Here is a 25,269-nt window from a genome sequence, read left to right on the forward strand (position 1 = left end):
CCAGGTTCACCAGGATCAGTACTTCCAGAAGATCTCTTGCAGTGCCTTCGGGTCGTTGGTCTTGGTCAGTGCCAGCGCCATCAGGATGCGAGCCTTCTGCGCGATCTGGTCGTCGGTGACGATCCAGTCGTACTTGTCGTCGGGCTGTTCGCCGTTACGGATCACGACGCCGCTGCCCGTGCGCGAGGCACGCACGATGAACACGCCCTTGGCGCGGGCGGCCTTGAGCGGTTCGACCATGTAGTCGCCGACGCTGCCATTGCCGGTGGCGTCGAAGATGATGGCCTTGGCGCCGCTCTTCACCGCGGCATCGACCGCAGCAGGGTTCATGTTGCCGTACGCGTAGACCACGGCCACTTCAGGCAGCTTGTCGATCTTGTCGATGTCGAACTCCGTCTGCGTCGTGTGAGGACGGGCCGGCAGGCGGAAGTACAGCGTGCGGCCTTCCACCACGTAGCCGAGCGGTCCGAACGGCGAGCGGAACGTCTCGACCTTGAACGTGTTGGTCTTTGTCACGTCACGGCCGGTCTGGATCTCATCATTGAGCACCACCAGCGTGCCCTTGCCCTTCGAGGCGGGGTTCGACGCTACCAGCACGGCGTCGTACAGGTTCAGCGCGCCATCGGCGCCCAGCGCGGTGCCCGGGCGCATCGAGCCAACCACCACCACGGGCTTGTCGCTCTTGAGCGTCAGGTTCAGGAAGTATGCGGTTTCCTCGATCGTGTCAGTGCCGTGCGTGATCACGATGCCGTCGACGTCGGGCTGCTTGAGCAGCTCGGAGACGCGCTTGGCCAGCTTGATCAGGCGCTCGTTGTTGAAGCTTTCGGAGCCGATCTGGAAGACCTGTTCACCCTTGACGTTGGCGATCTTCGAGATCTCCGGCACGGAAGCGATGATCTTGTCGACTGGCACCACGGCGGACTGATAGGCCGCGGTATTGGTGGCGGCAGCACCCGCGCCGGCGATGGTGCCGCCGGTGCCGATGATGACGATGTTGGCTTTGCGTGCTTCGGCGGTGGTACCTGCCGGCGCATTGGCGCTGGCGGCCGGCGCGGGGCTGAGCTGGGCGTGGGCCACGCCAGTGAGCAGGCTGGCCGAAAGCAGCAGGGCGGCCAGGGGTTTGAGACGGGCAGTGCGTTGCATGATTCTCCTCATATCGGCGAACGGCGCGCGTCTTGTGGAAGCGCGAGAGCCGCAGGTTTTCGATTCATGGATTCCATTCGTCAGGCGCCGCAGGGTTTTCCAGCGGTCGTTTCCGGGAATGGAGCGAGCACTATACCGAGGCCCCAGAGTTGCGTCGACAACTGCACAAGCAGGGTCACAGCCGCATACGTATGCCTGAAAAGACAAAGCGGCATCCTCTGTGAGAGAGGATGCCGCTTCGTTCAAGCAGCGAGGAGCTTCCGTCTGTACGCGCTTAGAACGCGTCGCCCGGAATGCGAACCCAGCCTTCCATCAGCACGCGTGCGCTGCGGCTCATGATGGCCTTCGTCACGGTCCATTCGCCATCGGACTGGATGGCCTGCGCGCCCACGCGCAGCGTGCCGGATGGGTGGCCGAACCGCACTGCCTCGCGTTCGCCGCCGCCGGCCGCCAGGTTCACCAGCGTGCCCGGTACTGCAGCCGCCGTGCCGATGGCCACCGCAGCGGTGCCCATCATCGCGTGGTGCAGCTTGCCCATCGACAGCGCACGCACCAGCAGGTCCACGTCGCCGGCATTGACGGTCTTGCCGCTCGATGCCGTGTACGTCGCCGGCTTTGCCACGAACGCCACCTTCGGCGTGTGCTGGCGACGCGCGGCTTCGTCGATGTCGCGGATCAGGCCCATGCGCTTGGCGCCATAGGCACGGATCGTCTCGAACATCGCCAGCGCCTTCGGGTCGCCGTTGATGGCTTCCTGCAGTTCCGTGCCGGTGTAGCCGATGGCCTCCGCATTGACGAAGATCGTCGGAATGCCGGCATTGATCATCGTGGCCTTGAGCGTGCCGACGCCCGGCACTTCGAGGTCATCGACGAGGTTACCGGTCGGGAACATCGCGCCGCCACCGTCATCGCCTTCCTCGGCGGCCGGGTCCATGAACTCGAGCTGGACTTCGGCCGCGGGGAACGTGACGCCGTCGAGTTCGAAGTCGCCCGTTTCCTGCACCGCGCCGTTGGTGATCGGCACGTGCGAGATGATGGTCTTGCCGATGTTCGCTTGCCAGATCCGGATCGTCACGGTGCCATTCTCGGGAATGCGCGCCGCGTCGATGAAGCCGTTGCTGACCGCGTACGGACCGACCGCCGCCGACAGGTTGCCGCAGTTGCCGCTCCAGTCGACGAACGGCTGGTCGATCGACACCTGGCCGAACAAATAGTCGACGTCGTGGTCTGGGCGGGTGCTCTTCGAGATCAGCACGGTCTTGCTGGTGCTCGAGGTGGCCGCGCCCATGCCGTCGATCTGCTTGCCGTACGGATCGGGGCTGCCGATCACGCGCATCAGCAGCGCGTCACGCGCCTTGCCAGGGACCTGCGCGGCCTCTGGCAGGTCCTGCACGCGGAAGAACACGCCTTTGCTGGTGCCGCCACGCATGTAGGTGGCGGGAATCCTGATTTGGGGTACATGTGCCATTCGTCAGTCTCCCGTCATGCCGCCGCGCGCGAGGACTCGAGGAAGTCCTGCGCAAAGCGTTGCAGCACGCCGCCTGCTTCGTAGATCGAAACTTCCTCGTCGCTGTCCAGGCGGCACAGCACCGGCACTTCCACACGTTCGCCGTTGTTGCGGTGGATGACCAGCGTCAGTTCCGCGCGCGGCTTGCGTGCGCCGATGATGTCGAAGGATTCCGTGCCGTCGATGCCGTACGTGGCGCGGTTCTCACCGGCCTTGAACTCCACGGGCAGCACGCCCATGCCGATCAGGTTGGTGCGGTGAATGCGCTCGAAGCCTTCGGCGACGATGGCTTCCACGCCGGCCAGACGCACGCCCTTGGCGGCCCAGTCACGTGACGAGCCCTGGCCATAGTCGGCCCCGGCCACCACGATCAGCGGCTGCTTGCGGTTCATGTACGTCTCGATCGCTTCCCACATCCGCACGACCTTGCCTTCCGGCTCGATGCGCGTCAGCGAACCCTTCTTGACCGCACCTTCGACCACGGCCATCTCGTTGATCAGCGTCGGGTTGGCGAATGTGGCGCGTTGCGCGGTCAGGTGGTCGCCGCGGTGCGTCGCGTACGAGTTGAAGTCTTCTTCCGGCAGGCCCATCTTGGCCAGGTACTCGCCGGCCGCGCTGTTCAGCAGGATCGCGTTCGACGGCGAGAGGTGATCGGTGGTGATGTTGTCACCGAGCACCGCCAGCGGACGCATGCCGCGCAGCGTGCGCTCGCCGGCCAGCGCGCCTTCCCAGTACGGCGGACGGCGGATGTACGTGCTTTGCGGGCGCCAGTCGTAGAGCGGGCTGATCGACGTGTCGTTTTCCGCCTGCAGCGCGAACATCGGCTCGTAGACCTTGCGGAACTGCTCGGGCTTCACGCTCTGCTTGACGATCGCGTCGATCTCTTCGTCCGTCGGCCAGATGTCCTTCAGGTACACCGGCTTGCCGTCGGCATCGGTGCCCAGCACGTCGCGTTCGATGTCGAAGCGGATCGTGCCGGCGATGGCGTAGGCCACCACCAGCGGCGGCGATGCCAGGAACGCCTGTTTCGCGTACGGGTGGATGCGGCCGTCGAAGTTGCGGTTGCCGGAGAGCACGGCCGTGGAGTAGAGGTCACGGTCGATGATTTCCTGCTGGATCTTCGGATCGAGCGCGCCGGACATGCCGTTGCAGGTCGTGCAGGCGAACGCCACGATGCCGAAGCCGAGCTTTTCCAGATCGGGCAGCAGGTTGGCTTCTTCCAGATAAAGCTCCACGGCCTTCGATCCCGGCGCCAGCGACGATTTGACCCAGGGCTTGCGCGTCAGGCCGCGTGCGTTGGCGTTGCGCGCCAGCAGGGCGGCGGCAATCACGTTGCGCGGGTTGCTGGTGTTCGTGCAGCTGGTGATGGCGGCGATGATCACGGCGCCGTCGGGCATCTGGCCCGGCACTTCTTCCCACTTGCCGGCGATGCCGCGGGCAGCCAGGTCGGAGGTCGGCAGGCGCTTGTGCGGGTTCGACGGGCCGGCCATATTGCGCACGACCGTGGACAGATCGAAATGGAGCACGCGCTCATACTCGGCCTTCGTCAGCGCGTCGGCCCACAGGCCAGCGGTCTTGGCGTAGGTTTCCACGAGCTGGACCTGTGCCTCGTCACGGCCGGTCAGTCGCAGATATTCGGTGGTCTGGTTGTCGATGAAGAACATGGCGGCGGTGGCGCCGTACTCGGGGGCCATGTTCGAAATCGTCGCGCGGTCGCCGAGCGTCAGCGACGAAGCGCCTTCGCCACGGAATTCCAGATACGCGCCAACCACTTTTTCCTTGCGCAGGAATTCGGTCAGGGCCAGCACGATGTCGGTGGCGGTGATGCCAGGCTGGCGACGGCCGGTCAGTTCCACGCCGACGATGTCCGGCAGGCGCATCCACGAGGCGCGGCCGAGCATCACGTTTTCGGCTTCCAGGCCGCCCACGCCAATCGCGATCACGCCGAGCGCGTCGACGTGCGGCGTGTGGCTGTCGGTGCCGACGCAGGTGTCGGGGTAGGCCACGCCGTGGTCGGCGTGGATCACGGGCGACATCTTCTCCAGATTGATCTGGTGCATGATGCCGTTGCCCGGCGGGATCACGTCGACGTTGCGGAACGCCTTCTTGGTCCAGTTGATGAAATCGAAGCGGTCTTCGTTACGGCGATCCTCGATGGCGCGGTTCTTCGTGAACGCATCGGGGTCGAAACCACCGCATTCAACGGCCAGCGAGTGGTCGACGATCAGTTGCACCGGCACCACCGGATTGACCTTGGCGGGGTCGCCGCCCTGATCGGCGATGGCGTCGCGCAGGCCGGCCAGGTCCACCAGCGCGGTCTGGCCCAGGATGTCGTGGCAGACCACGCGGGCCGGGAACCACGGGAAATCGAGCTCACGCTTGCGCTCGATCAGTTGCTTGAGCGATGCGGTCAGCGTGGCGGGGTCGCAGCGGCGCACGAGGTTCTCGGCCAGCACGCGCGACGTGTAGGGCAGCTTGTCATAAGCGCCCGGGGAGATGGCTTCGACCGCGGCACGCGCATCGAAGTAGTCGAGCTTGGTGCCGGGTAGCGGCTTGCGGAATGCAGTGTTCATGGCGTCGTGTGAGGACTGTTTCGCGCCGGCCGGCGCGCCCTGGGGCGCGGACGGCGGCACGTTTTTCTTGCGGATCTTGCGTGCCTGGGTATCGGATCAGGCGCGTTTTTCGATCGGCACGAACTTCAGGTTTTCCGGGCCGGTGTAGTTGGCGGTCGGGCGGATGATCTTGTTGTCGACCCGTTGCTCGATCACGTGTGCGGCCCAGCCCGAGGTACGGGCGATCACGAACAGCGGCGTGAACATCGCGGTCGGCACCCCCATCATGTGGTAGCTCACCGCGCTGAACCAGTCCAGGTTCGGGAACATCTTCTTGGCGTCGGCCATCACCGTTTCCAGGCGCTCGGCGATGTTGAACATCTTCATCGAACCGGCGTCCTTCGACAGCTTGCGCGCGACTTCCTTGATCACTACGTTACGCGGGTCGGAGATCGTGTACACGGGGTGACCGAAACCGATCACCACTTCCTTGTTCTCCACGCGGCGACGGATGTCGGCTTCTGCCTCGTCCGGCGTGTCGTAGCGCTTCTGGATCTCGAAGGCCACTTCGTTGGCGCCGCCGTGCTTCGGACCACGCAGCGCGCCGATGCCGCCGCAGATGGCCGAGTACATGTCGGAGCCCGTGCCAGCCACCACGCGGCAGGCGAACGTCGAGGCGTTGAACTCGTGCTCTGCGTACAGGATCAGCGAGGTCTGCATCGCGCGTTCCCACAGCTTCGACGGGGCTTCGCCGTGCAGCAGGTGCAGGAAGTGGGCGGCGATCGAGTCGTCATCGGTTTCCACTTCGATGCGGCGGCCGTTGTGGCTGTAGTGGTACCAGTACAGCAGCATCGAGCCCAGGCTGGCCATCAGGCGGTCGGCGATATCACGCGCGCCCGGGGTGTTGTGGTCGTCCTTTTCCGGCAGCACGGTGCCCAGCACCGATACGCCAGTGCGCATCACGTCCATCGGGTGGGCGCTGGCCGGCACCCATTCCAGGGCGGCCTTCACGTTGGCGGGCAGGCCGCGCAGTGCCTTCAGCTTGGCCTTGTAGGCGGCCAGTTCGGACTTGGTCGGCAGCTTGCCGTGGACCAGAAGGTGAGCGATTTCCTCGAATTCGCAGGTGTCGGCGATGTCGAGGATGTCGTAGCCACGATAGTGCAGGTCATTGCCGCTGCGTCCCACGGTGCACAGTGCGGTATTGCCGGCGGCGATACCTGACAGGGCAACGGACTTCTTGGGCTTCGGGGTGGCCAGCGGTTGGGCTTCGGACATTTGGGTCTCCTGGTTAAGCTTGGTGTGTTTACGTGCGGTCATGGCGGTGGGTGCTGGATCAGCGGCCCTTGCCTTGTGCGAAGAGCGCGTCGAGCTTCTGCTCGAAGTCATGGTAGCCGATGCGGTCGTACAGTTCGGCGCGCGTCTGCATCGTGTCGACCACGTTCTTCTGCGTGCCCTCGCGGCGGATCGCCTGGAAGACATTCTCGGCCGCCTTGTTCATGGCGCGGAACGCCGACAGCGGGTAGAGCGCCATGGCAACGCCGGCGTTGCGCAGTTCGTCCAGCGTGTAGTACGGCGTGGCGCCGAATTCGGTCAGGTTGGCCAGCACGGGCACCTTCACGGCATCGACGAACTTGCGGTACATGTCCATGTCGGTCATCGCCTCGGGGAAGATGGCGTCGGCGCCGGCTTCTACGCAGGCCACGGCGCGTTCGATCGCGCTGTCGAGGCCTTCGACGGCCAGGGCGTCGGTGCGGGCCATGATGACGAAGTTCTCGTCGGTGCGGGCATCGACGGCGGCACGGATGCGGTCGACCATTTCGCCCTTGGTGACGATTTCCTTGTTCGGACGGTGGCCGCAGCGCTTGGCGCCGACCTGGTCTTCGATATGCATGGCGGCTGCGCCGAACTTGATCAGCGAGCGCGTGGTGCGGGCCACGTTGAATGCCGAGGCGCCGAAGCCGGTGTCGACGTCGACCAGCAGCGGTGTGTCGCACACGTCGGTGATGCGGCGGATGTCGGTCAGCACGTCGTCCAGGTTCGAGATGCCCAGGTCAGGCAGACCCAGCGAGCCAGCGGCCACGCCGCCGCCCGACAGGTAGATCGCGCGATAACCGGCCCGCTTGGCCAGCAGCGCGTGATTGGCATTGATGGTGCCCGGGATCTGCAGGGGGCTTTCATCGATCAGGGCCTGGCGGAAGCGTGCGCCGGCGGAGCGGGCGAGTTCGTTGGCGGTAAAGGTCATGGCGTGAATCCGTTATTCGTGAATGCTGAAACCTGTCGGGACAGGGCGGCCCTATGGCGCAAGGGGTGTGCCAGCTGCCAAGTGATGCTTGCGGCAGGTGTCGGTCGGGCCCGATTTTCGACGATTTTTCCTTATCGATCAGTGGTTTATCCCATGTGGGTGCAGTGCGCGGCCCATGCCGGAAAGTGGCGCCGATGGCATTCCAGTGTTCGGCTTTGAAATTCACGCATTTCAAAGTTGAAATGCCGGGCTGGCCGGTGCAGAATCCAGATCGACTATACGCCCGCGTTGGAAGCTGTTCCATGACACCGTCGCACCCTACTGTTCCTCAGCCGATTTCCCTCAACCCCGCTGGCCCCGTCGCCCCTGGCGCCCGCCCGAGGATCTGGGCCATGGGCATCAGCCGTCTCTCGCGCGCCTTTGCCGAACTGATTCCGGCCTACGCGGGCCGGGCGGAATTCCGGATCGTTGGCCGGGCCTTCGAAGCCGCAGCCAGCGCCATCAACCGGGAGGCACGGGAGAACCGCGTCGACGTGGTGGTGGCGGGCGGATCGAACGGCGCCTACCTGCGCCAGCACGTCGATGTGCCGGTGGTGCTGGTCAAGGTGACCGGCTTCGACGTCATGAGCGCGTTGGCCACCGCCCGGCGTATTTCGCCGAAGGTGGCGCTGGTGACGCATGCGTCCACCTACGCCGAGGTCGACGAGTTCGTGCGGGCCTTCTCGCTCGATATCCCGCGCTACACCTATCTGACCGAAGACGATGCGACGGCGCGCGTGCGGGCGCTCAAGGAAGAGGGCGTGCGCGTAGTGGTCGGGCCGGGCCTGGTGACAGACATGGCCGACAAGTACGGGCTCGTCGGCGTGTTTCTCTACTCGGGCAATGCCGTGCGGCTGGCGCTGGAGGATGCGATCGAGGCCGCGCGGTTGCGTCGTATCGAATCCACGCGACGCGAATACGTGAACACGATTCTTGCCCACCTGAACGAAGGCGTGGCTGCGGTCGATGGCGAGGGGCGGGTGCAGGCGTTCAATCCGGCGATGGAGCGATTCCTCGGCACGCCTGCCGGGGTTGCGGTGGGTCGCAAGCTATCCACGCTGGCGCCCGGACTGTCCCTCGACGGCGTGATGCAGAGCGGCGCGCGCGAGCTCGAAGCAATCCATCGGCTGGGCGACAAGATGGTGGTCGTCAACCGGATTCCGATCATGAGCGAGGCCGGCACGACCGGTGCCGTGCTGACGATCCAGGACGCCAACGCGATTCACCGCGCGGACCGCAACCTGCGCTCGCGCACACGCGCCCGGGCGGCTGGCGTGCGTTACAGCCTGGACGACCTGGCGGGCGATTCGCCGGCGATGAGCGATCTGCGCGCGCTGGCGCGGCGCTATGCGATGGTCGATTCGACCGTGCTGGTCAGCGGCGAAAGCGGTACCGGCAAGGAAGTGCTGGCGCAGGGGATGCACGACGCGAGTCCGCGCCGCGCCTTTCCCTTCGTGGCGGTCAACTGCGCGGCCTTCCCCGAGACACTGCTCGAATCCGAGCTGTTTGGCTACGAGGAGGGGGCGTTCACGGGCGCCCGGCGTGGCGGCAAGGCTGGCCTGTTCGAGTCGGCGCACAACGGCACGCTGTTCCTCGACGAGATCGGCGATATGCCGCCGGCGCTGCAAACACGCCTGCTGCGGGTGCTGCAGGAGAAACAGGTGCTGCCGATCGGCGCGATCGAGGCCGTGCCGGTCAATGTGCGCGTGATCGCCGCCACGCACCGCGACCTGGCCGCGCTCGTGCGCGATGGGGCATTCCGCCAGGATCTCTACTACCGCCTGAACATCCTCCGCATCGAGATGCCGCCTTTGCGTGACCGCGCGGGAGACCTGCCCGTGCTGGCGGAACTGCTGTACCGGCGCGCGCAGGAACGGCTCGGCATGTCGGATGGGGAGCCGCTGCCCGCGATCGTGCGGGCACGGCTGGCGCGCTACGTGTGGCCGGGAAATATTCGCGAACTCGAAAACGTGACCGAGCGGATTGCAGTGCTGGTGGCCGGCGCGAACCTGACGCCTGTGGCGTTGCAGCGGGAGTTGCAGGCGGCGGTGCCGGAACTGTTTTCCGGCGATTACGGGACGGCCATCGAGATGTCCGACGGCGTACCCGCGCAATCGCTGGCAGGGGTGGCCAAGGCAAGCCAGGCCGAGCATATCCGCCGTGTGCTGGCCGATTGCGGCGGAAACCGCGCAGCGGCCTGTGCCCAGCTAGGTATCAGTCCGACGACCCTTTGGCGACGGTTGCGCGAGGAGTGACCGACATCCGATCCTTCATGAAGTCCGTTATTTCGCAATTAACGGCCAGAATTATTCGCCACCAATAATTTGGGCTAAACGTCCAAGGTCTTGAAAAACCGATAAAAAGACGACAAGAAAGACCGAAAGGGACTGGCTTACGTGTCAGACATCGTCCGCAAGTCGCACCCCAGTGAACTGCCAGCGCTGGTGGGGATAGAAGAAGTTGCGGTAGCTTGCGCGGATATGGGATTCGGCGGTGACGCAGGAACCGCCGCGCAGCACCATCTGGCTGCTCATGAACTTGCCGTTGTACTCGCCCACGGCCCCCTCGCGTGGCCGGAAGCCGGGATAGGGCAGGAAGGCACTGCCCGTCCACTCCCACACGTCGCCGAACATCTGGCGCAGGGAGCCAGCCGTGTTCTGACGATCGGGCAGGGGACGTAGCGCACGGCCTTCCGCGAAATTGCCGGTGGCGGGCAGATTGTGCGCCGCGTGCTCCCATTCAGCTTCGGTCGGCAGGCGGCGCTCCGCCCAGCGCGCGAATGCGTCGGCCTCGAAGAAACTCACGTGCGTGACCGGGCTGTCCGGATCGACGGGCTGCATCCCACGCAACGTCATCTGCCACCACGTGCCGTCGCGCTCTTCCCAATACAGGGGGGCTCCGATCTGGTTGTCGCAGACCCAGCGCCATCCGTCGGAGAGCCACAGGCCGGTCGACTGGTAGCCGCCATCCTCGATGAATTCAAACCACTGGTGGTTGCTGACCGGGTGCGAGCACAGCAGATATGGCTGCAGCAGTACCTGGTGGCGCGGGCCTTCGCAATCGAATGCGAAACCGTCCCCACTGTGGCCGATCGTCACCACGCCGCCTGGAAAGGCGATCCACTCCGGAGCGGGGCGGGGGTCAGCGATAACCGGGGACGGCAGCGTCGGCGCATAGGCCGGGCGCAGCGGATTCTGCGCAAACAGGTGCAGGATATCGGTCAGCAGGAGTTCCTGATGCTGCTGCTCGTGATGCAGGCCAAGCGTGATCAACGCCGCTTCGTCGTCGGTCTGGGCCCGCATCAGTAGCGATTCCATCGCTTCATCGACGGCTTCGCGATACGCCAGTACCTCATCGAGCGACGGGCGAGTCAGCAGGCCGCGGCGTGGGCGCGGGTGGCGCGCGCCGACCGCTTCATAGTACGAATTGAACAGATAGCGATACTGCGGATCGACCGGCTCGTAATCGGGCAGCCGGGCGGCTAGCACGAACTCTTCGAAGAACCAGGTGGTATGGGCAAGATGCCACTTCGCTGGGCTGGCGTCGTCCATGGATTGCACGGTTGCGTCAGCATCTGACAGGTCCGCCACCATCGCTTCCGTAGCGCTGCGCACATGACGGTACTGGCTGAGCAGGGCGGGTTCTTGCGGTGGATGACTGGCGGCGGCAGGCAGCAGGGCTGAGGTCATGCAGACTCCTGGAAGGCGCGGCAAATGTCGAACAATCATAGACCCATCCGCATGTCGGGGCGAGCGGCAAGGCCATCGGAGTTTGACGTAGGTGGGCGTTTGCGAGGCCCACAAAAAAACAGGTGCCTGGGGGAGGCACCTGTCTTAAGGATCGCCGGCACCGGGGAGGGCGCCGGGAACTACACGGAGAGGGAGAGACTGTCAGGCTCAGGCAGCGGCGCGCAGCGCGGCGTCGTTGAGCGCGGCGATCTGCGAGCGGGCAGTCGTGAGACCGGCTTCGCGCGCGTCGGGGCCCATGGCCAGACCGTGAGCGCGGACGATGCTGATGTCGGTGATACCGAGGAAGCGCAGCACTGCATCAATGGTGACTTCGTGCAGGTCCAGCGTGTTGGCGTCCTGACGCACGCCGCCTCGCGACGACACCACGATCACGCGCTTGCCGACTGCCAGGCCTTCAGGGCCGTTGGCGGTGTAGCGGAAGGTGCGGCCGGCTTGCGCGATACGGTCGATCCAGGCCTTGAGCTGGCTCGGGATGCTGAAGTTGTACTGCGGCACGCCAATCACCAGCACATCGGCAGCCATGAATTCGGCCAGGAACGTTTCGGTGCGCTCGAGTTCGGCTTGCTGCACGGCGTTCAGGCCGTCCTTCGGGCCACCCAGCACCGGCAGCAGGTGGTTGCCGAGGTGGGCGGGGGCTTCCTTGTCCAGATCGCGTACGGTCACCTTGGCGCCGGGGTTCTTGGCAACGAGGTCGGCCACGATGCTGGCGGTCAGGGAACGCGATACGGAGTTGTCGCCCAGTACGCTCGAATCGATTTGCAGGATGTTCATGTCTGGCTCCACTTGGGAATTCGGTTTGGATGGCTGAAAGATAGAGGTTCCCCATTGGTGCCGGTAGTGAGGCAAAATGCAAATGATTGTTCTATCGCTGCAACGGCATGCGCCTCGCCGCCTACGTGCCGTTGCCCGCCTTGAAGGAGCCCGCCATGCAGGATCTCAACGATTTGTCGCTGTTTGCCCAGGTGGTGCAGCACGGCAGCTTTTCAGCGGCAAGCCGGGCCACCGGCGTGCCGAAATCGCGACTTTCCCGCCGGATTGCACAGCTCGAGAAGGAGTTGGGTGTGCAATTGCTCCGCCGGACCACCCGACAAGTGCGCGTGACGCCGCTTGGCGAGGCCTACTATGCCCGCTGCCGCGAAATGCTCGATGCGGCGGAGGCCGCCCGCGAAGTGATCGAACATGCTCGCGACCAACCGGGAGGCTTTCTCCGAATCAGTTGCCCGGTCGGTATCGCACAGGTGCTGCTGGCACCCTCGATCGGTCATTTCATGCGGGCCAACCCCGGCATCCAGCTTGAAGTCGAAGCCACCAACCGTCGTGTCGACGTGATTGCGGAGGGATTCGACCTCGCCCTGCGCGTGCGAAACGTGCTGGAGGATTCAAGCCTGGCCGTGCGCACCTTCGGCAAGAGCGAGTTGCGGCTGGTGGCCAGCCCGGCACTGCTCGACAGCATTGGCCGGCCGCGCACGCCCCAGGCGCTGGAGGGGATGCCCGGCGTCAATCAGAAGCCTCACGATGGCAAGCATGTGTGGCCGCTCGTCAGCAAGACTGGTGAGCAGGTCCATGTGAGCTACGACCCTAAGCTCATCTCCGATGAGTTCGCGCTGCTGCGGGAAGCGGCAATTGCCGGTGTCGGCGTGGCGCTGCTGCCGAGCATGTACTGTCGCGATGAAGTCGAGCGCGGGGAGCTTGAAGTACTGCTGCCGCAATGGGACTTGCCGATGGGGGTGCTGCACGCGGTCTTTCCGTCGCGGCAGGGGGTGACGCCCGCACTTCGCCGCTTTCTCGATTATCTGGGCGAAGTGTTGCCCGAATGCGCGCGCAAGATGGGGATGATTCCGAACGTCAGCCTGGGAATGCACGTGGCGCCACCGACCGAGCCCGCGCAGCGCGCCGGCGGCAAGGCGAAGGAGCTGGAGGCGTCCTGACAGTCCCGACAGTCCCGACAGTCCCGACAGTTCCGACAGCCCCGACAGTCCCGACAGTTCCGACAGCCCCGACAGCGGGCAACCTGTACGGTGCTGCGCCTTTACCTTCACGCCAGCACGACCTAATGTAGGGAGTACAGGTCACATGCGTTCCATGTGATACCGCATCGTCCAATGCAAGGAGCCGTCGAAATGAGTCACTCGCAAGGATCGCAGGATCTTGGCAAAGCCGTACTTCGTATCGTGCTGGGGGTGCTGATTCTGTTGCACGGTATCTCGAAGATCATGGCTGGCCCGGGTTTCGTAGTGAAGGTGGTCACCGACGCCGGCCTTCCGGTGGAGCTGTCCTATCTGGTCTACGTGGGCGAGGTGCTGGCCCCCATCCTCCTGATCGTCGGCCTGTGGACCCGGGCGGCGGCGTTGATCGTCGTCATCAACATGCTCTTCGCGTTTGGGCTCGTCCACACCAAGCAGCTCATGGAGATGGCGCCAACCGGTGGCTGGGCGCTGGAATTGCAGGGGATGTATCTGGCGGGCGCGCTCGCGGTGGCCCTGCTCGGTGCCGGACGTCTGAGCTTCGGCGGTATTGATGGCAGGTGGAACTGACGGAGGCACCGCGATGCTGAGTCTTGGTCGATTTCGTCGTGCCGCGCCCTGGATGGTGGTGCTGGTGTCGCTGGCAGGCTGCGCGACTGGCCCTGATATTCGTGCCGACTACAACCATGCGAACGACTTCTCGAAGTACCGGACGTTTGGATTCGTGGCGCATCCCGGCACGGACCACAGCGGGTATGAGAGCCTGACTACGCAATACCTGAAGACGGCGGTCGACCGGGAGATGTCCGCGCGCGGCTATCGATATGCGGCTCATCTGCCCGACTTGCTGGTCAACTTTAACGCGCAGTTGCGCGAGAAAGTCGTCAGCAACCCGGCCCCGATGCCGCCGCCCGGATACGCCGGCTACTACGCGTATCGCGGCGGTCTCTATGCGCCATGGCCCGGTTACGGGTTCTACAGCGATACCTACACCTACACCGAAGGCACGCTGAATATCGATATCGTCGATGCGCAGAGGAACCAGCTCGTCTGGGAGGGCGTGGCGCAGGGCGACGCGAGCGACGTGGACCCGCAGACCCGCCAGCAGGCTATCGACAAGGTCGTGACGCAGATTTTCCTCAAGTACCCGTTCCGCGCGGCGCAGTAACGCGTCGCTACCCGTCGCCGCGCACCTTCATCCCTGCGTCACCATCTTTTTTCACCAGAATCGGCGCTTTCCGCGACATCGCGTCACAAATTCGCGCATGGCACCAGAGCCAGACCCGCTACAATCGCTGCCCGTAGTTTTGAACGTGTCAAATTGATCATGGGTCTGGGCTGGTTCGGATTGTCGACCTTGTGGCTGTTGCCGCTCGTATGGCAAACAGTGGGGCGTGTGCTGGCCGGCGAGCGGCGGCTGCTTGGTCGTGGCTCGCTGCGCGTGCTGCTTGGCACGGTACTCGTGCTGGGTGCCAGCGCCACGCTTGAATCGCTGACTGGCGGCGAAGGCGAGACCGCGGGCGGTGCCGTCGGGCACGCGCTGGCCGGCGTGGCATCCGGAGTGCTCGGCTGGACTGGCGCGCTGCTGATGATGCTGGCGGTGCTGGGCCTGACCGCGCCCATGGTATTCGGCGAGACATGGCGCAGCCTGTTCCTGCTGCGCAAGCCGCGCGTGGAAAGTGACGAGGACCGTGGCGACACCCGGACGAAGTCGCGCGCCGATTCCCGATTCGAATCGCGAGCCAGCACCCGTACAACAGATTTCCGTCACGACACGCGCAGCGAACCGCGCGGCGAACTCCGTAGCGATAGCACCGCGCCGCAGGCTTCGCCGCGTGATTCAGTCGAACGCTGGGAGACCACGTCGCTGCCGGCGCAGTCGGCCGGCGGCTGGCAGCCCACGCAGCCGCGCCAGAAAGGTATCGAGGCGGTTTCCGCCCGCCGTCAGCCCGCGTGGCAACCGCCGCCCCGCACGCGTGAGTCGCCGCCACAACCGGGCGAGATCTGGCTGCATCATGCCGAGGCGCCAGGGGCGGTGAAGCCGGTGGCGCCGGTGGTGCCCAAGCCTGCTCCGTCTACCGCGCAGAAGTCTTCCACGACGCCACCCACGCCTCGCGCGGCCAACCCTGTGCCGACGGCCGTCCGTCCCGCCGCAGCCGCACCGGTCCAGGCGAAGGCGGAAGCCACGGTTGCGCCGAAGCCGGCAGCACCGCGCGCGACGGTTGTCAGCAGCCCGTTCCGTAATCCGCAGCTCGGCCTGCGCTCGGCAGTTACCACGCTGCCCGAGCCGGCGGTTGCGACCTCGGTGGCCGCGTCGGCGGCTACCGTCGCCCCGGCTGCCACGGCGGAGGCTGTCGAACAGGCGGTAGCCGTTGCGGCTCTCGCGGATGACCTTGCCGTCGAAGGTCAGGGCGCGTCCGCCGCTTTGGAAACGTCCGCAGTCAACGACGAATCCGAGGCGCCCGGCGAAACGCCGGAGTCGTCAGTGACGATGGACGCGATTCGCGAGGAGGCGCTGGCCTTGTTGGCCGAGTTGCAGGCGTTGGCTGGCCGGCACGTGCAGCCATCGGTGGCAGTGGAGCCTTCGCCGGTGGCAGAGGCAGTGCCCGAAGCCGCGCCGATGGTAGCCGAGGCGCTGCCGGCACGCATCGCGGAGCCGGTATTGGCTGACATCCCGGACGTGCCAGCAGAGCAGGGCGATGCCGACGATATGGCGATCCAGTTGGCCGTGGCAGCTTCAATGGCCGAGGCGGAGGTCGTCCAAGCGGACGCCATCGACGAGGAGCCAGCCGCAACCGCAACCGAAGCCGCAACCGAAGCCGCAACCGAAACCGCAGAACAAGAGTCCACCGAAGCAATCCTCGCCGAGGCCGTCCCGGCCAGCGACGAAGCCAGCAGCCCGGTGGCCGATGCCGGCAACCCCGAATCTGACGAATCCCGAATCGATTTGCAGGCGAAAGCCGAGGAAGCAGGGGAGGGCGAAGATCAAGGCGACGACAGCCAGACCGACGGCAGCCAGACCGACGACCCGTCCGCCGTGGTGGATGCCAACACCTTCGTCCAGCCAACACCCAAGCCACGCATCGTCCTGCAGGCCGTAGTCGGGCGGACGGTGGCACTTGGCGCCCAGGCGCCAGTGACGGTTGCCCCGGTGCTGGCCGCGCCCGTGCCGCCCTCACTTCCGTCACCCCCGCCAGCGCCGCGAATCGTCGATTACCGTCTGCCGGGCGCCAGCCTGCTGGAAGCGGCTGACGAGAACGCCGAGCAGGTGTCCGAGGAGCGGCTGGAGCAGACCGGCGAACTGATCGCCCAGCGCCTGGCCGAGTTCAAGGTGCCGGTGTCCGTGGTCGGGGCCAGCGCGGGTCCGGTCATCACACGATTCGAAGTCGACCCGGCAATGGGCGTGCGCGGCGCGCAGGTGGTGGGCCTGATGAAGGATCTGGCCCGCGCGCTGGGCGTGACATCGATCCGCGTGGTCGAGACGATTCCAGGCAAGACCTGCATGGGTCTGGAACTGCCGAACGCGAAGCGGCAGATGATCCGCCTGTCCGAAATCGTCAATGGCGGAGCGTTCCAGGCGCACGCGTCGAAGCTCGTGCTGGCCATGGGCAAGGACATCACCGGCAACCCGGTGGTGACCGATCTGGCGCGCGCGCCGCACCTGCTGGTGGCCGGCACGACCGGCTCGGGCAAGTCGGTGGCCGTCAACGCCATGATCCTGTCGATGCTGTACAAGGCCACGCCGGAAGACGTGCGTCTGATCATGATCGACCCGAAGATGCTCGAGTTGTCGGTCTACGAGGGCATTCCGCACCTGCTGGCACCCGTGGTCACGGACATGAAGCAGGCCGCGCACGCGCTCAACTGGTGCGTCGGTGAAATGGAAAAGCGCTACCGGCTGATGTCGGCGCTCGGTGTGCGCAATCTGGCGGGCTACAACCAGAAGATTCGCGTGGCGGAAGCCGCCGGGGAGAAGGTGCCGAACCCGTTCTCGCTGACGCCGGATGCGCCCGAGCCGCTGTCCACGCTGCCGCTGATCGTGGTGGTGATCGACGAGCTGGCCGATCTGATGATGGTGGCCGGCAAGAAGATTGAGGAACTGATCGCCCGGCTGGCGCAGAAGGCGCGCGCGGCCGGCATCCACCTGATCCTGGCCACGCAGCGGCCGTCGGTGGACGTGATCACGGGCCTGATCAAGGCCAATATCCCGACCCGCGTGGCGTTCCAGGTGTCTTCGAAGATCGACTCGCGCACGATCCTGGACCAGATGGGCGCCGAGAGTCTGCTGGGGCAAGGCGACATGCTGTTCCTGCCGCCGGGCACAGGCTATCCTCAGCGTGTGCACGGCGCATTCGTGGCCGACGAGGAAGTGCATCGCGTGGTCGAACACTGGAAGCAGTTCGGCGAGCCCGACTACGACGAGGCCATCCTGGCAGGCGACGCGCCCGAAGGCGCCGCGGATCTGTTCGGCGACAACGGCAGCGACGGCGAGTCCGACCCGCTCTACGATGAGGCCGCCCAGTTCGTGCTGACATCGCGGCGCGCGTCGATTTCCGCCGTGCAGCGGCAACTACGCATCGGCTACAACCGTGCCGCGCGCCTTATCGAACAGATGGAAGCGGCGGGGCTGGTATCCCCGATGGGCCGCAACGGCACGCGCGAAGTGCTGGCGCCGGGGCCGTCCGACTAAGGAACTGACGATGACGGCGACCACCGGCAATCTACTGCGAGACGTACCAGTTCACGCATCGGCGGAGATCTTTGCAGATCTGATGGCATGGCAGGCGGCGGGTCGGGTGCGCATCGAGCGCATTGTCTCGAACGGCCAGGCCAGCGCGCCCGACTTCTGGTACGACAGCACCGACGACGAGTGGGTGCTCGTGATCAGCGGCAGTGCCGCCGTGGAAGTCGACGACGGCACGACGCACACGTTGGGCGCCGGCGACTGGCTTCATTTGCCGGCCCACTGCCGCCACCGCGTGGCAAGGACCGACGCGGCACAGCCGACCATCTGGCTGGCGATCCACGTCTCCCCAACGGCCACCTGATCCGCCTGACACATCTGATCTGCCGCGGCGCTTGCCGGATGCCCTTATGATGGGGGGACATCACCGAGCGGAGGCTTCGGCTTGTCTCATTCATTCACGCGGTTCGCCCTCCGGCAATGCCGCATCCTTGGCGCGCTGTTCGTGCTGCTGGTCATGGCCTGTGGCCCGGCTGCCGGTGCCGACACGCTGCGCATCGGCTCCAAGCGATTTACCGAGTCCTACATCCTGGGCGAGATCCTGAGGCAGGTTGCCGAGCCGCACGGCCCGGTGCGATATCTGCCAGGGCTGGGCAACACCGCCATCGTGTTCCAGGCGCTCCAGGCCGGCAGCATCGACCTATACCCGGACTACACCGGCACGCTTGCCAGCGAGATTCTGAGACTGCCGGGTACCGCCACGCTGGAGCAGATCAACGCCGCGCTGGCGCCGATGGGATTGGGCGCGGCCATCGCGCTCGGCTTCGACAATACCTATGCGATCGCGGTCTCCGATGCCCAGCCAGTCAGCCTGCGCGCGCTTGGCGACCTTGCGGGGCAGCCGGATCTGCGGATCGCCCTGTCGCATGAGTTTCTTGGCCGTGCCGATGGCTGGCCCGCGCTCAAGCGCGCGTATGGACTGCCTCAGCGACCATCGGGGATCGATCATGGCCTCGCCTACGAGGCATTGGCGCACGGGCAGATCGACGCGACCGACATCTATTCGACTGATGCCAAGATCAGCAAGTACCACCTGCGCGTGCTCGAGGACAACCAGCGCGTGTTCCCGCGCTACGAGGCGGTGATCGTCTACCGGCTCGACGTGCCGGCGCGTCATGCGGCGGCGTGGCAGGCACTGCGGCGTCTGGCCGGCACCATCGGAACGCAGGACATGATCGCCATGAATGCGGCAGCGGAAGTCGATGGGAAGACGTTCTCTGCTGTGGCCCGGAATTTCCTGTCCGGGCATCCAGGGGTATCGGTGAACGGTGTGGCGAGATCGGATCAGCGCGACAACCTGGCGGCGATGTTGACGAACGCGGAGACCGGGCGCCTGACGGCCCGGCATCTGGCGCTGGTCGGCGGCTCGGTGGGAGCCGCCACGCTGGTCGGCGTGCCGCTGGGTGTGGTGGCTGCGCGCCGGCGCCGGTTCGGTCAGGTGCTGCTGGCCCTGGTCGGTATGCTGCAGACCATCCCGTCATTGGCGCTGCTGGCGATGCTGATACCGGCGCTGGGCCGTATCGGCATCTGGCCGGCACTGGTCGCGCTGTTCCTCTATGCCTTGCTGCCGATCGTGCGCAACGCGTGCACCGGCTTGCAGGAAGTGCCGGCGGGGATGCGCGATGCTGCCCTGGCACTGGGGATGCGGCCGTTGCAAGTGCTCTGGTACGTGGAGTTGCCGCTGTCCCTGCCGGTGCTGCTGGCCGGTATCAAGACCGCGGCCATCATCAGCGTAGGCACGGCGACCATCGCAGCATTTGTCGGCGCGGGCGGGTACGGCGAGCGGATCGTGACCGGACTGGCGCTGAACGACGCCACCCAGCTTCTCGGCGGCGCGATCCCGGCCGCGGTGCTGGCATTGGTGGTGCAGGGTGGCTTTGGTCTGGCCGAATACTTGCGGGATCGAAAGCGCGCACGCATGGCGAAATTTGGGTAACAATGCGGTGTCCCCGAGGTGCATCACAACAAGAACGGTACCGCGATGCGTGGATTCGCAATCGGATGGCTGGCATGGATGACGTGGCTGTCGGTGAGCACCGCATGGGCGGCGCCGCCCGCTGCTTCCCAGGCGCAGGTAGAGCGCGGCCGCTACCTGGCGCGCGTCGCCAATTGCGTTGCCTGTCACACCGCCGAGGGTGGGGCGCCGATGGCCGGCGGGTTGCCACTGCAGACGGGCGCCGGCACCGTCTACTCCACCAATATCACGCCTGAGGCCAGTACCGGCCTGGGCCGCTATTCGCTCGACGACTTTGACCGTGCCGTGCGGCGCGGCGTGGCCCGTGACGGTCGGCGCCTGTATCCCGCCATGCCGTATCCGTCGTACGCGCGTATGACGCGGGACGACGTGGCCGCCGTGTATGCTTGGCTGCGCGCCGAGGTCAAGCCGGTAGCGCAGACCAATCGTGATGCGCAGATGCGCTGGCCATACAGCATGCGGTGGCTCATGGTGCCGTGGAACTTGCTCCATCTGGAGGAAGGGCCGATACCGGCCAGCGCCGATCGGGGCGCGGCATGGAATCGCGGCGCTTATCTCGTCCAGGCCGTGGCGCACTGCGGCGCCTGTCATACCCCGCGTGGCACGCTGTTCGGCGAGAAAGGGACCGATACACGCAGCCGCGACTTTCTGTCCGGCGCAACGGTCGAGGGGTGGTCGGCCACGAACCTGACCGGCGACATGCTGACCGGGCTTGGCGCCTGGTCGCTGGCGGAGATCGTCGAATACCTGCACACGGGGCGCAACGCCCATGCCACGTCGTTCGGACCGATGTCGACGGTCATTGCCTCGTCAACCCAGTACATGACCCCCGGCGATCTCGACGCCGTGGCGACCTATCTCAAGTCGATCCCGGGCGCGCGCCGGGAGACGGAGCCGTTCCGTTATGACGCGACCGTTGCCACGCAACTCGAGCAGGGGCGGTTCGATACCGCTGGGGCACGCCAGTACGCGACCTACTGCATGCCGTGCCACAACGCCAGCGGCAAGGGCTACGCGCGGGTATTTCCGCCACTGGCCGGCAACCCGACGGTGGTGGACCCGAATCCCGCATCGCTGGTGAACCTGCTGCTCAATGGCGCCGTCACGGCGCGGGTCAACACCGCTCCCACGGACTACCACATGCCCGGCTATGGCTGGACCATGGAAGACCAGGAACTGGCACATTTGCTGACCTTCATCCGCAGCAGCTGGGGGAATCGCGCCGCGCCCGTGACGGCGCAAACCGTGGCGGAACGCCGCAAGGCAACAGGAAAGCAGGCGACGAACGCACGATGACCATTACTCGCAGAGACTTCCTGAATGGTACGGCGCTGACGATTGCCGCCGGGCTCGCACCGGCCAGCCTGCTGCGTGCTGCGGAGGCGCAGGGCCCTGCCTATCCTCCCGCGCTGACCGGCCTGCGTGGCAACCACCCCGGTACGTTTACGCTTGCGCATAGCCTGGCGCGGGAGGGTGCGAAGTATCCGGGCGTGCTGGCGCGCGAATCTTATGACCTGGTGGTGGTAGGTGGCGGCATCGGTGGGCTGGCTGCGGCGTGGTTCTACCAGCAGCGCTTCGGTGGCAACGCGCGCATCCTGATCCTCGACAACCACGATGACTTCGGCGGCCACGCCAAGCGGAACGAGTTCACGGTGCGTGGCCGCACGCTGGTTACCTACGGCGGCAGTGCCGAGATGCCGCCGTCGGCCAGCGACAACGCGGCCGTGCGGGCGTTGCTGGCGGGGCTCGACCTGGCGCCGACGATCCAGGCGCGCCCCGGGGACGACTATGCGCGGCGAGGCCTCGGGCGTGCCGTGTTCTTCGATGCCGAACATTTTGGGCGCGATCAATGGCTGGCTGGCGATCCGTTCGCGGCGCTGGTCGACGCGCGCAACGCCGGGACGCGTCCAGCACTGGACGATTTGGGCGCCTTCCTGAACGCCGCGCCATTGCCGCCAGCCGACCGGAAGGCGCTTCAGCGTCTGGCGCAAGGTGAGACTGACTATCTGTCAGGCATGGCTGGCGAGGCGCGAGCCCGTTACGCGCAATCCACGCGCTATGCGGTGTTTCTGCGCGAGAAGGCCGGGCTAGGGCTACCGGGGCTGCGGTTCCTGCGCAGCCGCAGCCAGGACGCCTACGCGCTCGATGCCGACGGCATCACGGTGGCGCAGGCCATCGCGATCGGTTTGCCGGCCGGCGCCGGCATGGCCGCCCCGGCGATCGACCCGAGGCTGGGCAAGTCACCGGCCTCGCGGCTCTGGTTCCCGGACGGCAACGCCACGCTGGCGCGAGCGTTGGCGAGCAAGCTGGTGCCAGGCGTGGCGGCGGCGCAGGGGCAGGAAATCGTCGGCGCGCGTTTCGACTACGGCAAGCTCGACCGGGAAGGGAATCCGGTGCGTATCCGTTTGAATAGCACCGCCATCGCGATCGAACCCGACGTGCGGATCACGCGCGTGACCTACGGGTGGCAGGGCAACCTGCAACGCGTGGAAGCCGCGCACGTCGTCGTGGCCGGCTACGACATGATGGTGCCGTTCATCCTGCCTTCCTTGCCGGCGCCAGCCAAGGCCGCGCTGCGCTCGTGCGTGAAGGCGCCGCTTGTCTACACCAAGGTGGCGCTCGACAACTGGCGCGCGTTCGATGCGCTGAAGACGTGGCGGATCCATGCGCCGACCATGGCCTACTCGGACCTCTGGCTCGAATCCGCGCCGGGCGGCAAGGATGACCCGGTCGTGCTCCACATGCTCTATGTGCCGACCGTGCCCGATAGCGGCATGTCGGCCCGCGAGCGGTTCCGCGCCGGTCGTGCCTTTCTGCTTGGCACGCCGTTCGAGGCGCTCGAGCGCGATATCCGCACCCAGCTCGACCGTATGCTGGCGGCGGGCGGATTCAAGTCAGCCCGGGACATCCAGGGCATTACCGTCAATCGCTGGGCGCACGGATACAGCTACATGCCATCGGGGCTCGCGCCCGACGATGCAAACCTGCAAGTTGCGCTGGAGCAGGCAGGGCGGGGTGTAGGGAACATCCGCATTGCGGGGGCCGATACGGCCGGGAGCCCGTCGGTGACAGCAGCGATCGAGCAATCGATGCGGGCGGTGGGGTCTCTCAATCCCAAGGCCTGAGTGAGTGAGGGGGGCGGGTCAGCGCGACGGCCTGCGTCCGTCATGCGCTGACGCGAGGCGCAGCCGGCGCACGACCTGGCCGGTCGTGCGCGCAACTCGCCAGATGTGGTCAACCCATAACAAACTTCTGCAGCAGGCGCCGGAATTCGTCGAACTCTTCGGGGGTGAATGCCTTCAGTCGCTCATTCAGCACTTCCGGTGCGATCGACGGGATCTCTGCCGAAACCAGTCTGCCCTTGGAGGTCAGGGTCAGATTCACCACGCGACGGTCGTCGATGCTGCGACTGCGCTCCAGCAGGCCTTTTTCCTCGAGCCGGTCGAGCATGCGCGTCATCAGGCCGCTGTCGATGCCGAGCAGCTTGCTGATCTCAAACGGCGTACCCGCCATGCCGCGGGTCAGCGCCAGCAGGATGCCCATCTGTTGCCCATTGATGTCCAGGGGACGTAATGCGGAATCCATTTCCAGAAGCAGGCTGTTGCGCGCCTTGTTCAGGTGGAAACCAATGCTCTGGGTGAGATGGAAGTTCTCGGGTGTGTAGTGTTTCACTATCGTGTCCTTTTTCGATGATCGAGAGACTTGTGATGCAGACACTTGCCGAAAAGAAGTCTGGCGAATTCGCGACAGAATGGGAATTTAGTTTTGTTGTGAGTCGATGTAGAAGAAATGAAATTGAGTGCGATTTCCCAAAACCGCCGTCTGGCGCGGATGTCCGGTCATTGGAAATGCCCCAATTGGGGTATTCGAAAAGGTGCGCGGGGAAAAAAATCTAAATTCTGCGGACGAGAAAGTTCATCACGCATAGCGCCGCGTCGCGGGTGTTGCTCCGGTACAGTCGCGGATAAATCAGAAAAAGGGATCGAAGTGTCACTCTATTCGACCCCGGCAAACTGAGTAAGGGGGCGGTGTCCCGCAGAGGACCGTCGTTGCCGGTTTCAATATGACATCTGGAAAATGACGCGCGCGATTCTGATATCTGCATTGGCGCTGCTGGCTGCTGCCGCCGGATCGCCGGTTTATGGACAGGCTCAGCCCGAAGATCAGGGCCAATCTCAGTCTCAGACGCAAACGCAATCACAACCGCAGGCGGAATCCACAAAACCGTCCGAATCCGCCAAGCCGGCGGACCAGATGCAGCCTCCGGCAAAGAAGAAACTGACGTTCTTCGATCCGGAGGACGGCAAGCTCGATATGAGCGACTTCCTGCTCAATCACAAGGGCGCGCTGCCGGTGCCGACGATCATCACCGAACCGGCGGTGGGTTACGGCTTCGGGCTCGGACTGCTGTTCTTCTCCGAATCCATGGCGGATGCGGCCGCCGAGGCCCGGGCCAGTGGCAAGGGGCCGGCGCCGCCGAATATCACGGTGCTGGGCGGTGCCTATACCGATAACGGCACGTGGGCGGCCGGCTTCGGGCATTTCCACACCTGGGATGGTGATCGCATCCGTTATCTGGGCGGTATCGGCAAGGTGGACGCCAATCTCGAGTACTTCGGTGTCTCGAACCAGCCGCGATCCTATGAGCTGAGCGGCTTCGCGCTGGTGCAGCAGGTGCTGATCCGCGTGGGCGACACGCACTGGTTTATCGGCCCGCGCTACGTATATGCCGATACGTCCGCGACGTTCAAGTTCGGCAACTCGGCGCAGGAACTGGGCAGCTTCGAGCGCGACCAGCGTATCGGCAAGGGCGGTATCGTCATCGACTACGACTCGCGCGACAACATTTTCTATCCGAACAAGGGCACCTACGCCGAGCTGGAAGCGCAGTTCGCGCGAGCCGGCTTCGGCAGCACACAGACGTTCGACATGTACAACGCGCGTGGCTTCACGTGGATTCCGGTGGCTCGCACGCTGATTCTCGGCCTGCGTGGCGATACGCGTTTCTCCACGGGTGATGTGCCGTTCTACGCGCAGCCCTATGTGGACCTGCGCGGTGTGCAGAAGGGGCGCTATCAGGACCGCAACGCCGTAATGACCGAAGTCGAACTGCGCTGGGACGTCACGCCGCGCTGGTCGCTGCTGGCGTTCTCGGGCGCGGGCAAGGCGTACGGGCGGTGGAACGATTTCTCCGATGCGTCTACCGTGGTCAGCGTCGGTGGCGGTTTCCGCTACATGATCGCCCGCAAGCTGGGCCTGTCGATGGGTATCGACGTGGCGCACAGCCGCGACCAGAATGCGTTCTATATCCAGGTGGGCAGCGCGTGGCACTAGCTGGGCAAACGTGACGCCAT

General features: G+C 65.4%; 18 protein-coding genes. 10 read left to right on the plus strand and 8 right to left on the minus strand.

The window, feature by feature from the left end; translation table 11 throughout:
• Window positions 1-15: 15 nt before the first annotated feature.
• The 5 genes from K6G35_RS07030 to prpB form a co-directional block, all read right to left on the minus strand.
• Window positions 16-1,143: an asparaginase gene (locus K6G35_RS07030; protein WP_495676244.1), complete on the minus strand. Its 1,128-nt coding sequence runs from the start codon at window positions 1,141-1,143 to the stop codon at window positions 16-18.
• A gap of 274 nt (window positions 1,144-1,417) precedes the next feature.
• Window positions 1,418-2,611: a 2-methylaconitate cis-trans isomerase PrpF gene (gene prpF, locus K6G35_RS07035; protein WP_495676245.1), complete on the minus strand. Its 1,194-nt coding sequence runs from the start codon at window positions 2,609-2,611 to the stop codon at window positions 1,418-1,420.
• A gap of 14 nt (window positions 2,612-2,625) precedes the next feature.
• Window positions 2,626-5,223: a Fe/S-dependent 2-methylisocitrate dehydratase AcnD gene (gene acnD / locus K6G35_RS07040; RefSeq protein ID WP_495676246.1), complete on the minus strand. Its 2,598-nt coding sequence runs from the start codon at window positions 5,221-5,223 to the stop codon at window positions 2,626-2,628.
• A gap of 96 nt (window positions 5,224-5,319) precedes the next feature.
• On the minus strand, window positions 5,320-6,477 hold the full coding sequence (prpC, locus tag K6G35_RS07045) for a bifunctional 2-methylcitrate synthase/citrate synthase (protein ID WP_186425344.1): 1,158 nt from the start codon (window positions 6,475-6,477) through the stop codon (window positions 5,320-5,322).
• A 58-nt stretch (window positions 6,478-6,535) separates the two neighbouring features.
• A complete protein-coding gene (prpB, locus tag K6G35_RS07050) occupies window positions 6,536-7,444 on the minus strand; it encodes a methylisocitrate lyase (protein WP_008649667.1) in 909 nt (302 codons plus the stop codon).
• 392 nt (window positions 7,445-7,836) lie between these two features.
• On the opposite strand from prpB, the gene prpR reads away from it, so the two are divergent.
• Complete coding sequence (gene prpR, locus K6G35_RS07055) at window positions 7,837-9,738, plus strand: propionate catabolism operon regulatory protein PrpR (protein WP_008649660.1); 1,902 nt, start codon at window positions 7,837-7,839, stop codon at window positions 9,736-9,738.
• Window positions 9,739-9,882: 144 nt separating this feature from the next.
• Here the strand turns inward: prpR and egtB are convergent, their stop codons facing one another.
• A complete protein-coding gene (gene egtB, locus K6G35_RS07060) occupies window positions 9,883-11,172 on the minus strand; it encodes an ergothioneine biosynthesis protein EgtB (protein WP_495676247.1) in 1,290 nt (429 codons plus the stop codon).
• 207 nt (window positions 11,173-11,379) lie between these two features.
• Window positions 11,380-12,003 carry an FMN-dependent NADH-azoreductase gene (locus K6G35_RS07065; protein WP_008649655.1) on the minus strand — a complete coding sequence of 208 codons (624 nt, stop codon included), beginning with the start codon at window positions 12,001-12,003 and terminating at the stop codon, window positions 11,380-11,382.
• A 155-nt stretch (window positions 12,004-12,158) separates the two neighbouring features.
• On the opposite strand from K6G35_RS07065, the gene K6G35_RS07070 reads away from it, so the two are divergent.
• The 8 genes from K6G35_RS07070 to K6G35_RS07105 all read left to right on the plus strand — a co-directional run bounded on the left by K6G35_RS07070 (window position 12,159) and on the right by K6G35_RS07105 (window position 23,040).
• A complete protein-coding gene (locus K6G35_RS07070) occupies window positions 12,159-13,160 on the plus strand; it encodes a LysR substrate-binding domain-containing protein (RefSeq protein ID WP_035882156.1) in 1,002 nt (333 codons plus the stop codon).
• 192 nt (window positions 13,161-13,352) lie between these two features.
• On the plus strand, window positions 13,353-13,766 hold the full coding sequence (locus K6G35_RS07075; RefSeq protein WP_035882094.1) for a DoxX family protein: 414 nt from the start codon (window positions 13,353-13,355) through the stop codon (window positions 13,764-13,766).
• 13 nt (window positions 13,767-13,779) lie between these two features.
• Complete coding sequence (locus K6G35_RS07080) at window positions 13,780-14,364, plus strand: DUF4136 domain-containing protein (RefSeq protein ID WP_008649649.1); 585 nt, start codon at window positions 13,780-13,782, stop codon at window positions 14,362-14,364.
• Between the two features lie 159 nt (window positions 14,365-14,523).
• Window positions 14,524-17,886, plus strand: coding sequence for an FtsK/SpoIIIE family DNA translocase (locus tag K6G35_RS07085; RefSeq protein ID WP_495676248.1), 3,363 nt, complete (start codon window positions 14,524-14,526; stop codon window positions 17,884-17,886).
• 10 nt (window positions 17,887-17,896) lie between these two features.
• Window positions 17,897-18,244 (plus strand): cupin domain-containing protein, encoded by a 348-nt coding sequence (locus K6G35_RS07090; protein WP_008649647.1) that lies wholly within the window; start codon window positions 17,897-17,899, stop codon window positions 18,242-18,244.
• Window positions 18,245-18,325: 81 nt separating this feature from the next.
• The gene (locus K6G35_RS07095) at window positions 18,326-19,876 is read left to right on the plus strand and encodes a glycine betaine ABC transporter substrate-binding protein (RefSeq protein WP_008649646.1); all 1,551 of its coding nucleotides are present in this window, start codon (window positions 18,326-18,328) and stop codon (window positions 19,874-19,876) included.
• Between the two features lie 18 nt (window positions 19,877-19,894).
• The gene (locus K6G35_RS07100; RefSeq protein WP_495676249.1) at window positions 19,895-21,211 is read left to right on the plus strand and encodes a cytochrome c; all 1,317 of its coding nucleotides are present in this window, start codon (window positions 19,895-19,897) and stop codon (window positions 21,209-21,211) included.
• Window positions 21,208-23,040 carry an NAD(P)-binding protein gene (locus K6G35_RS07105; protein WP_495676250.1) on the plus strand — a complete coding sequence of 611 codons (1,833 nt, stop codon included), beginning with the start codon at window positions 21,208-21,210 and terminating at the stop codon, window positions 23,038-23,040. Before K6G35_RS07100 ends, K6G35_RS07105 begins: the two co-directional genes overlap by 4 nt.
• Before the next feature lie 109 nt (window positions 23,041-23,149).
• Here K6G35_RS07105 and K6G35_RS07110 read toward each other — a convergent pair whose 3' ends face one another.
• Window positions 23,150-23,587 (minus strand): MarR family winged helix-turn-helix transcriptional regulator, encoded by a 438-nt coding sequence (locus K6G35_RS07110; protein WP_008649643.1) that lies wholly within the window; start codon window positions 23,585-23,587, stop codon window positions 23,150-23,152.
• Window positions 23,588-23,992: 405 nt separating this feature from the next.
• Here K6G35_RS07110 and K6G35_RS07115 point away from each other — a divergent pair, with 405 nt between their 5' ends.
• Window positions 23,993-25,249, plus strand: a complete 1,257-nt coding sequence (locus K6G35_RS07115; protein ID WP_035882099.1) for a BamA/TamA family outer membrane protein — start codon at window positions 23,993-23,995, stop codon at window positions 25,247-25,249.
• Window positions 25,250-25,269 lie beyond the last annotated feature (20 nt).

It is taken from the genome of Cupriavidus sp. HY129, assembly GCF_059492215.1.

Excerpts from the sequence above, each read along its gene's own strand:
- K6G35_RS07070 (WP_035882156.1), top strand. The coding sequence starts at position 12,159 with ATGCAGGATCTCAACGATTTGTCGCTGTTTGCCCAGGTGGTGCAGCAC.
- acnD (WP_495676246.1), bottom strand. The coding sequence starts at position 5,223 with ATGAACACTGCATTCCGCAAGCCGCTACCCGGCACCAAGCTCGACTAC.
- prpR (WP_008649660.1), top strand. The coding sequence starts at position 7,837 with ATGGGCATCAGCCGTCTCTCGCGCGCCTTTGCCGAACTGATTCCGGCC.
- K6G35_RS07115 (WP_035882099.1), top strand. The coding sequence starts at position 23,993 with ATGACGCGCGCGATTCTGATATCTGCATTGGCGCTGCTGGCTGCTGCC.
- prpC (WP_186425344.1), bottom strand. The coding sequence starts at position 6,477 with ATGTCCGAAGCCCAACCGCTGGCCACCCCGAAGCCCAAGAAGTCCGTT.
- egtB (WP_495676247.1), bottom strand. The coding sequence starts at position 11,172 with ATGACCTCAGCCCTGCTGCCTGCCGCCGCCAGTCATCCACCGCAAGAA.
- prpB (WP_008649667.1), bottom strand. The coding sequence starts at position 7,444 with ATGACCTTTACCGCCAACGAACTCGCCCGCTCCGCCGGCGCACGCTTC.
- K6G35_RS07090 (WP_008649647.1), top strand. The coding sequence starts at position 17,897 with ATGACGGCGACCACCGGCAATCTACTGCGAGACGTACCAGTTCACGCA.
- K6G35_RS07075 (WP_035882094.1), top strand. The coding sequence starts at position 13,353 with ATGAGTCACTCGCAAGGATCGCAGGATCTTGGCAAAGCCGTACTTCGT.
- K6G35_RS07030 (WP_495676244.1), bottom strand. The coding sequence starts at position 1,143 with ATGCAACGCACTGCCCGTCTCAAACCCCTGGCCGCCCTGCTGCTTTCG.
- prpF (WP_495676245.1), bottom strand. The coding sequence starts at position 2,611 with ATGGCACATGTACCCCAAATCAGGATTCCCGCCACCTACATGCGTGGC.
- K6G35_RS07080 (WP_008649649.1), top strand. The coding sequence starts at position 13,780 with ATGCTGAGTCTTGGTCGATTTCGTCGTGCCGCGCCCTGGATGGTGGTG.
- K6G35_RS07085 (WP_495676248.1), top strand. The coding sequence starts at position 14,524 with ATGGGTCTGGGCTGGTTCGGATTGTCGACCTTGTGGCTGTTGCCGCTC.
- K6G35_RS07105 (WP_495676250.1), top strand. The coding sequence starts at position 21,208 with ATGACCATTACTCGCAGAGACTTCCTGAATGGTACGGCGCTGACGATT.
- K6G35_RS07065 (WP_008649655.1), bottom strand. The coding sequence starts at position 12,003 with ATGAACATCCTGCAAATCGATTCGAGCGTACTGGGCGACAACTCCGTA.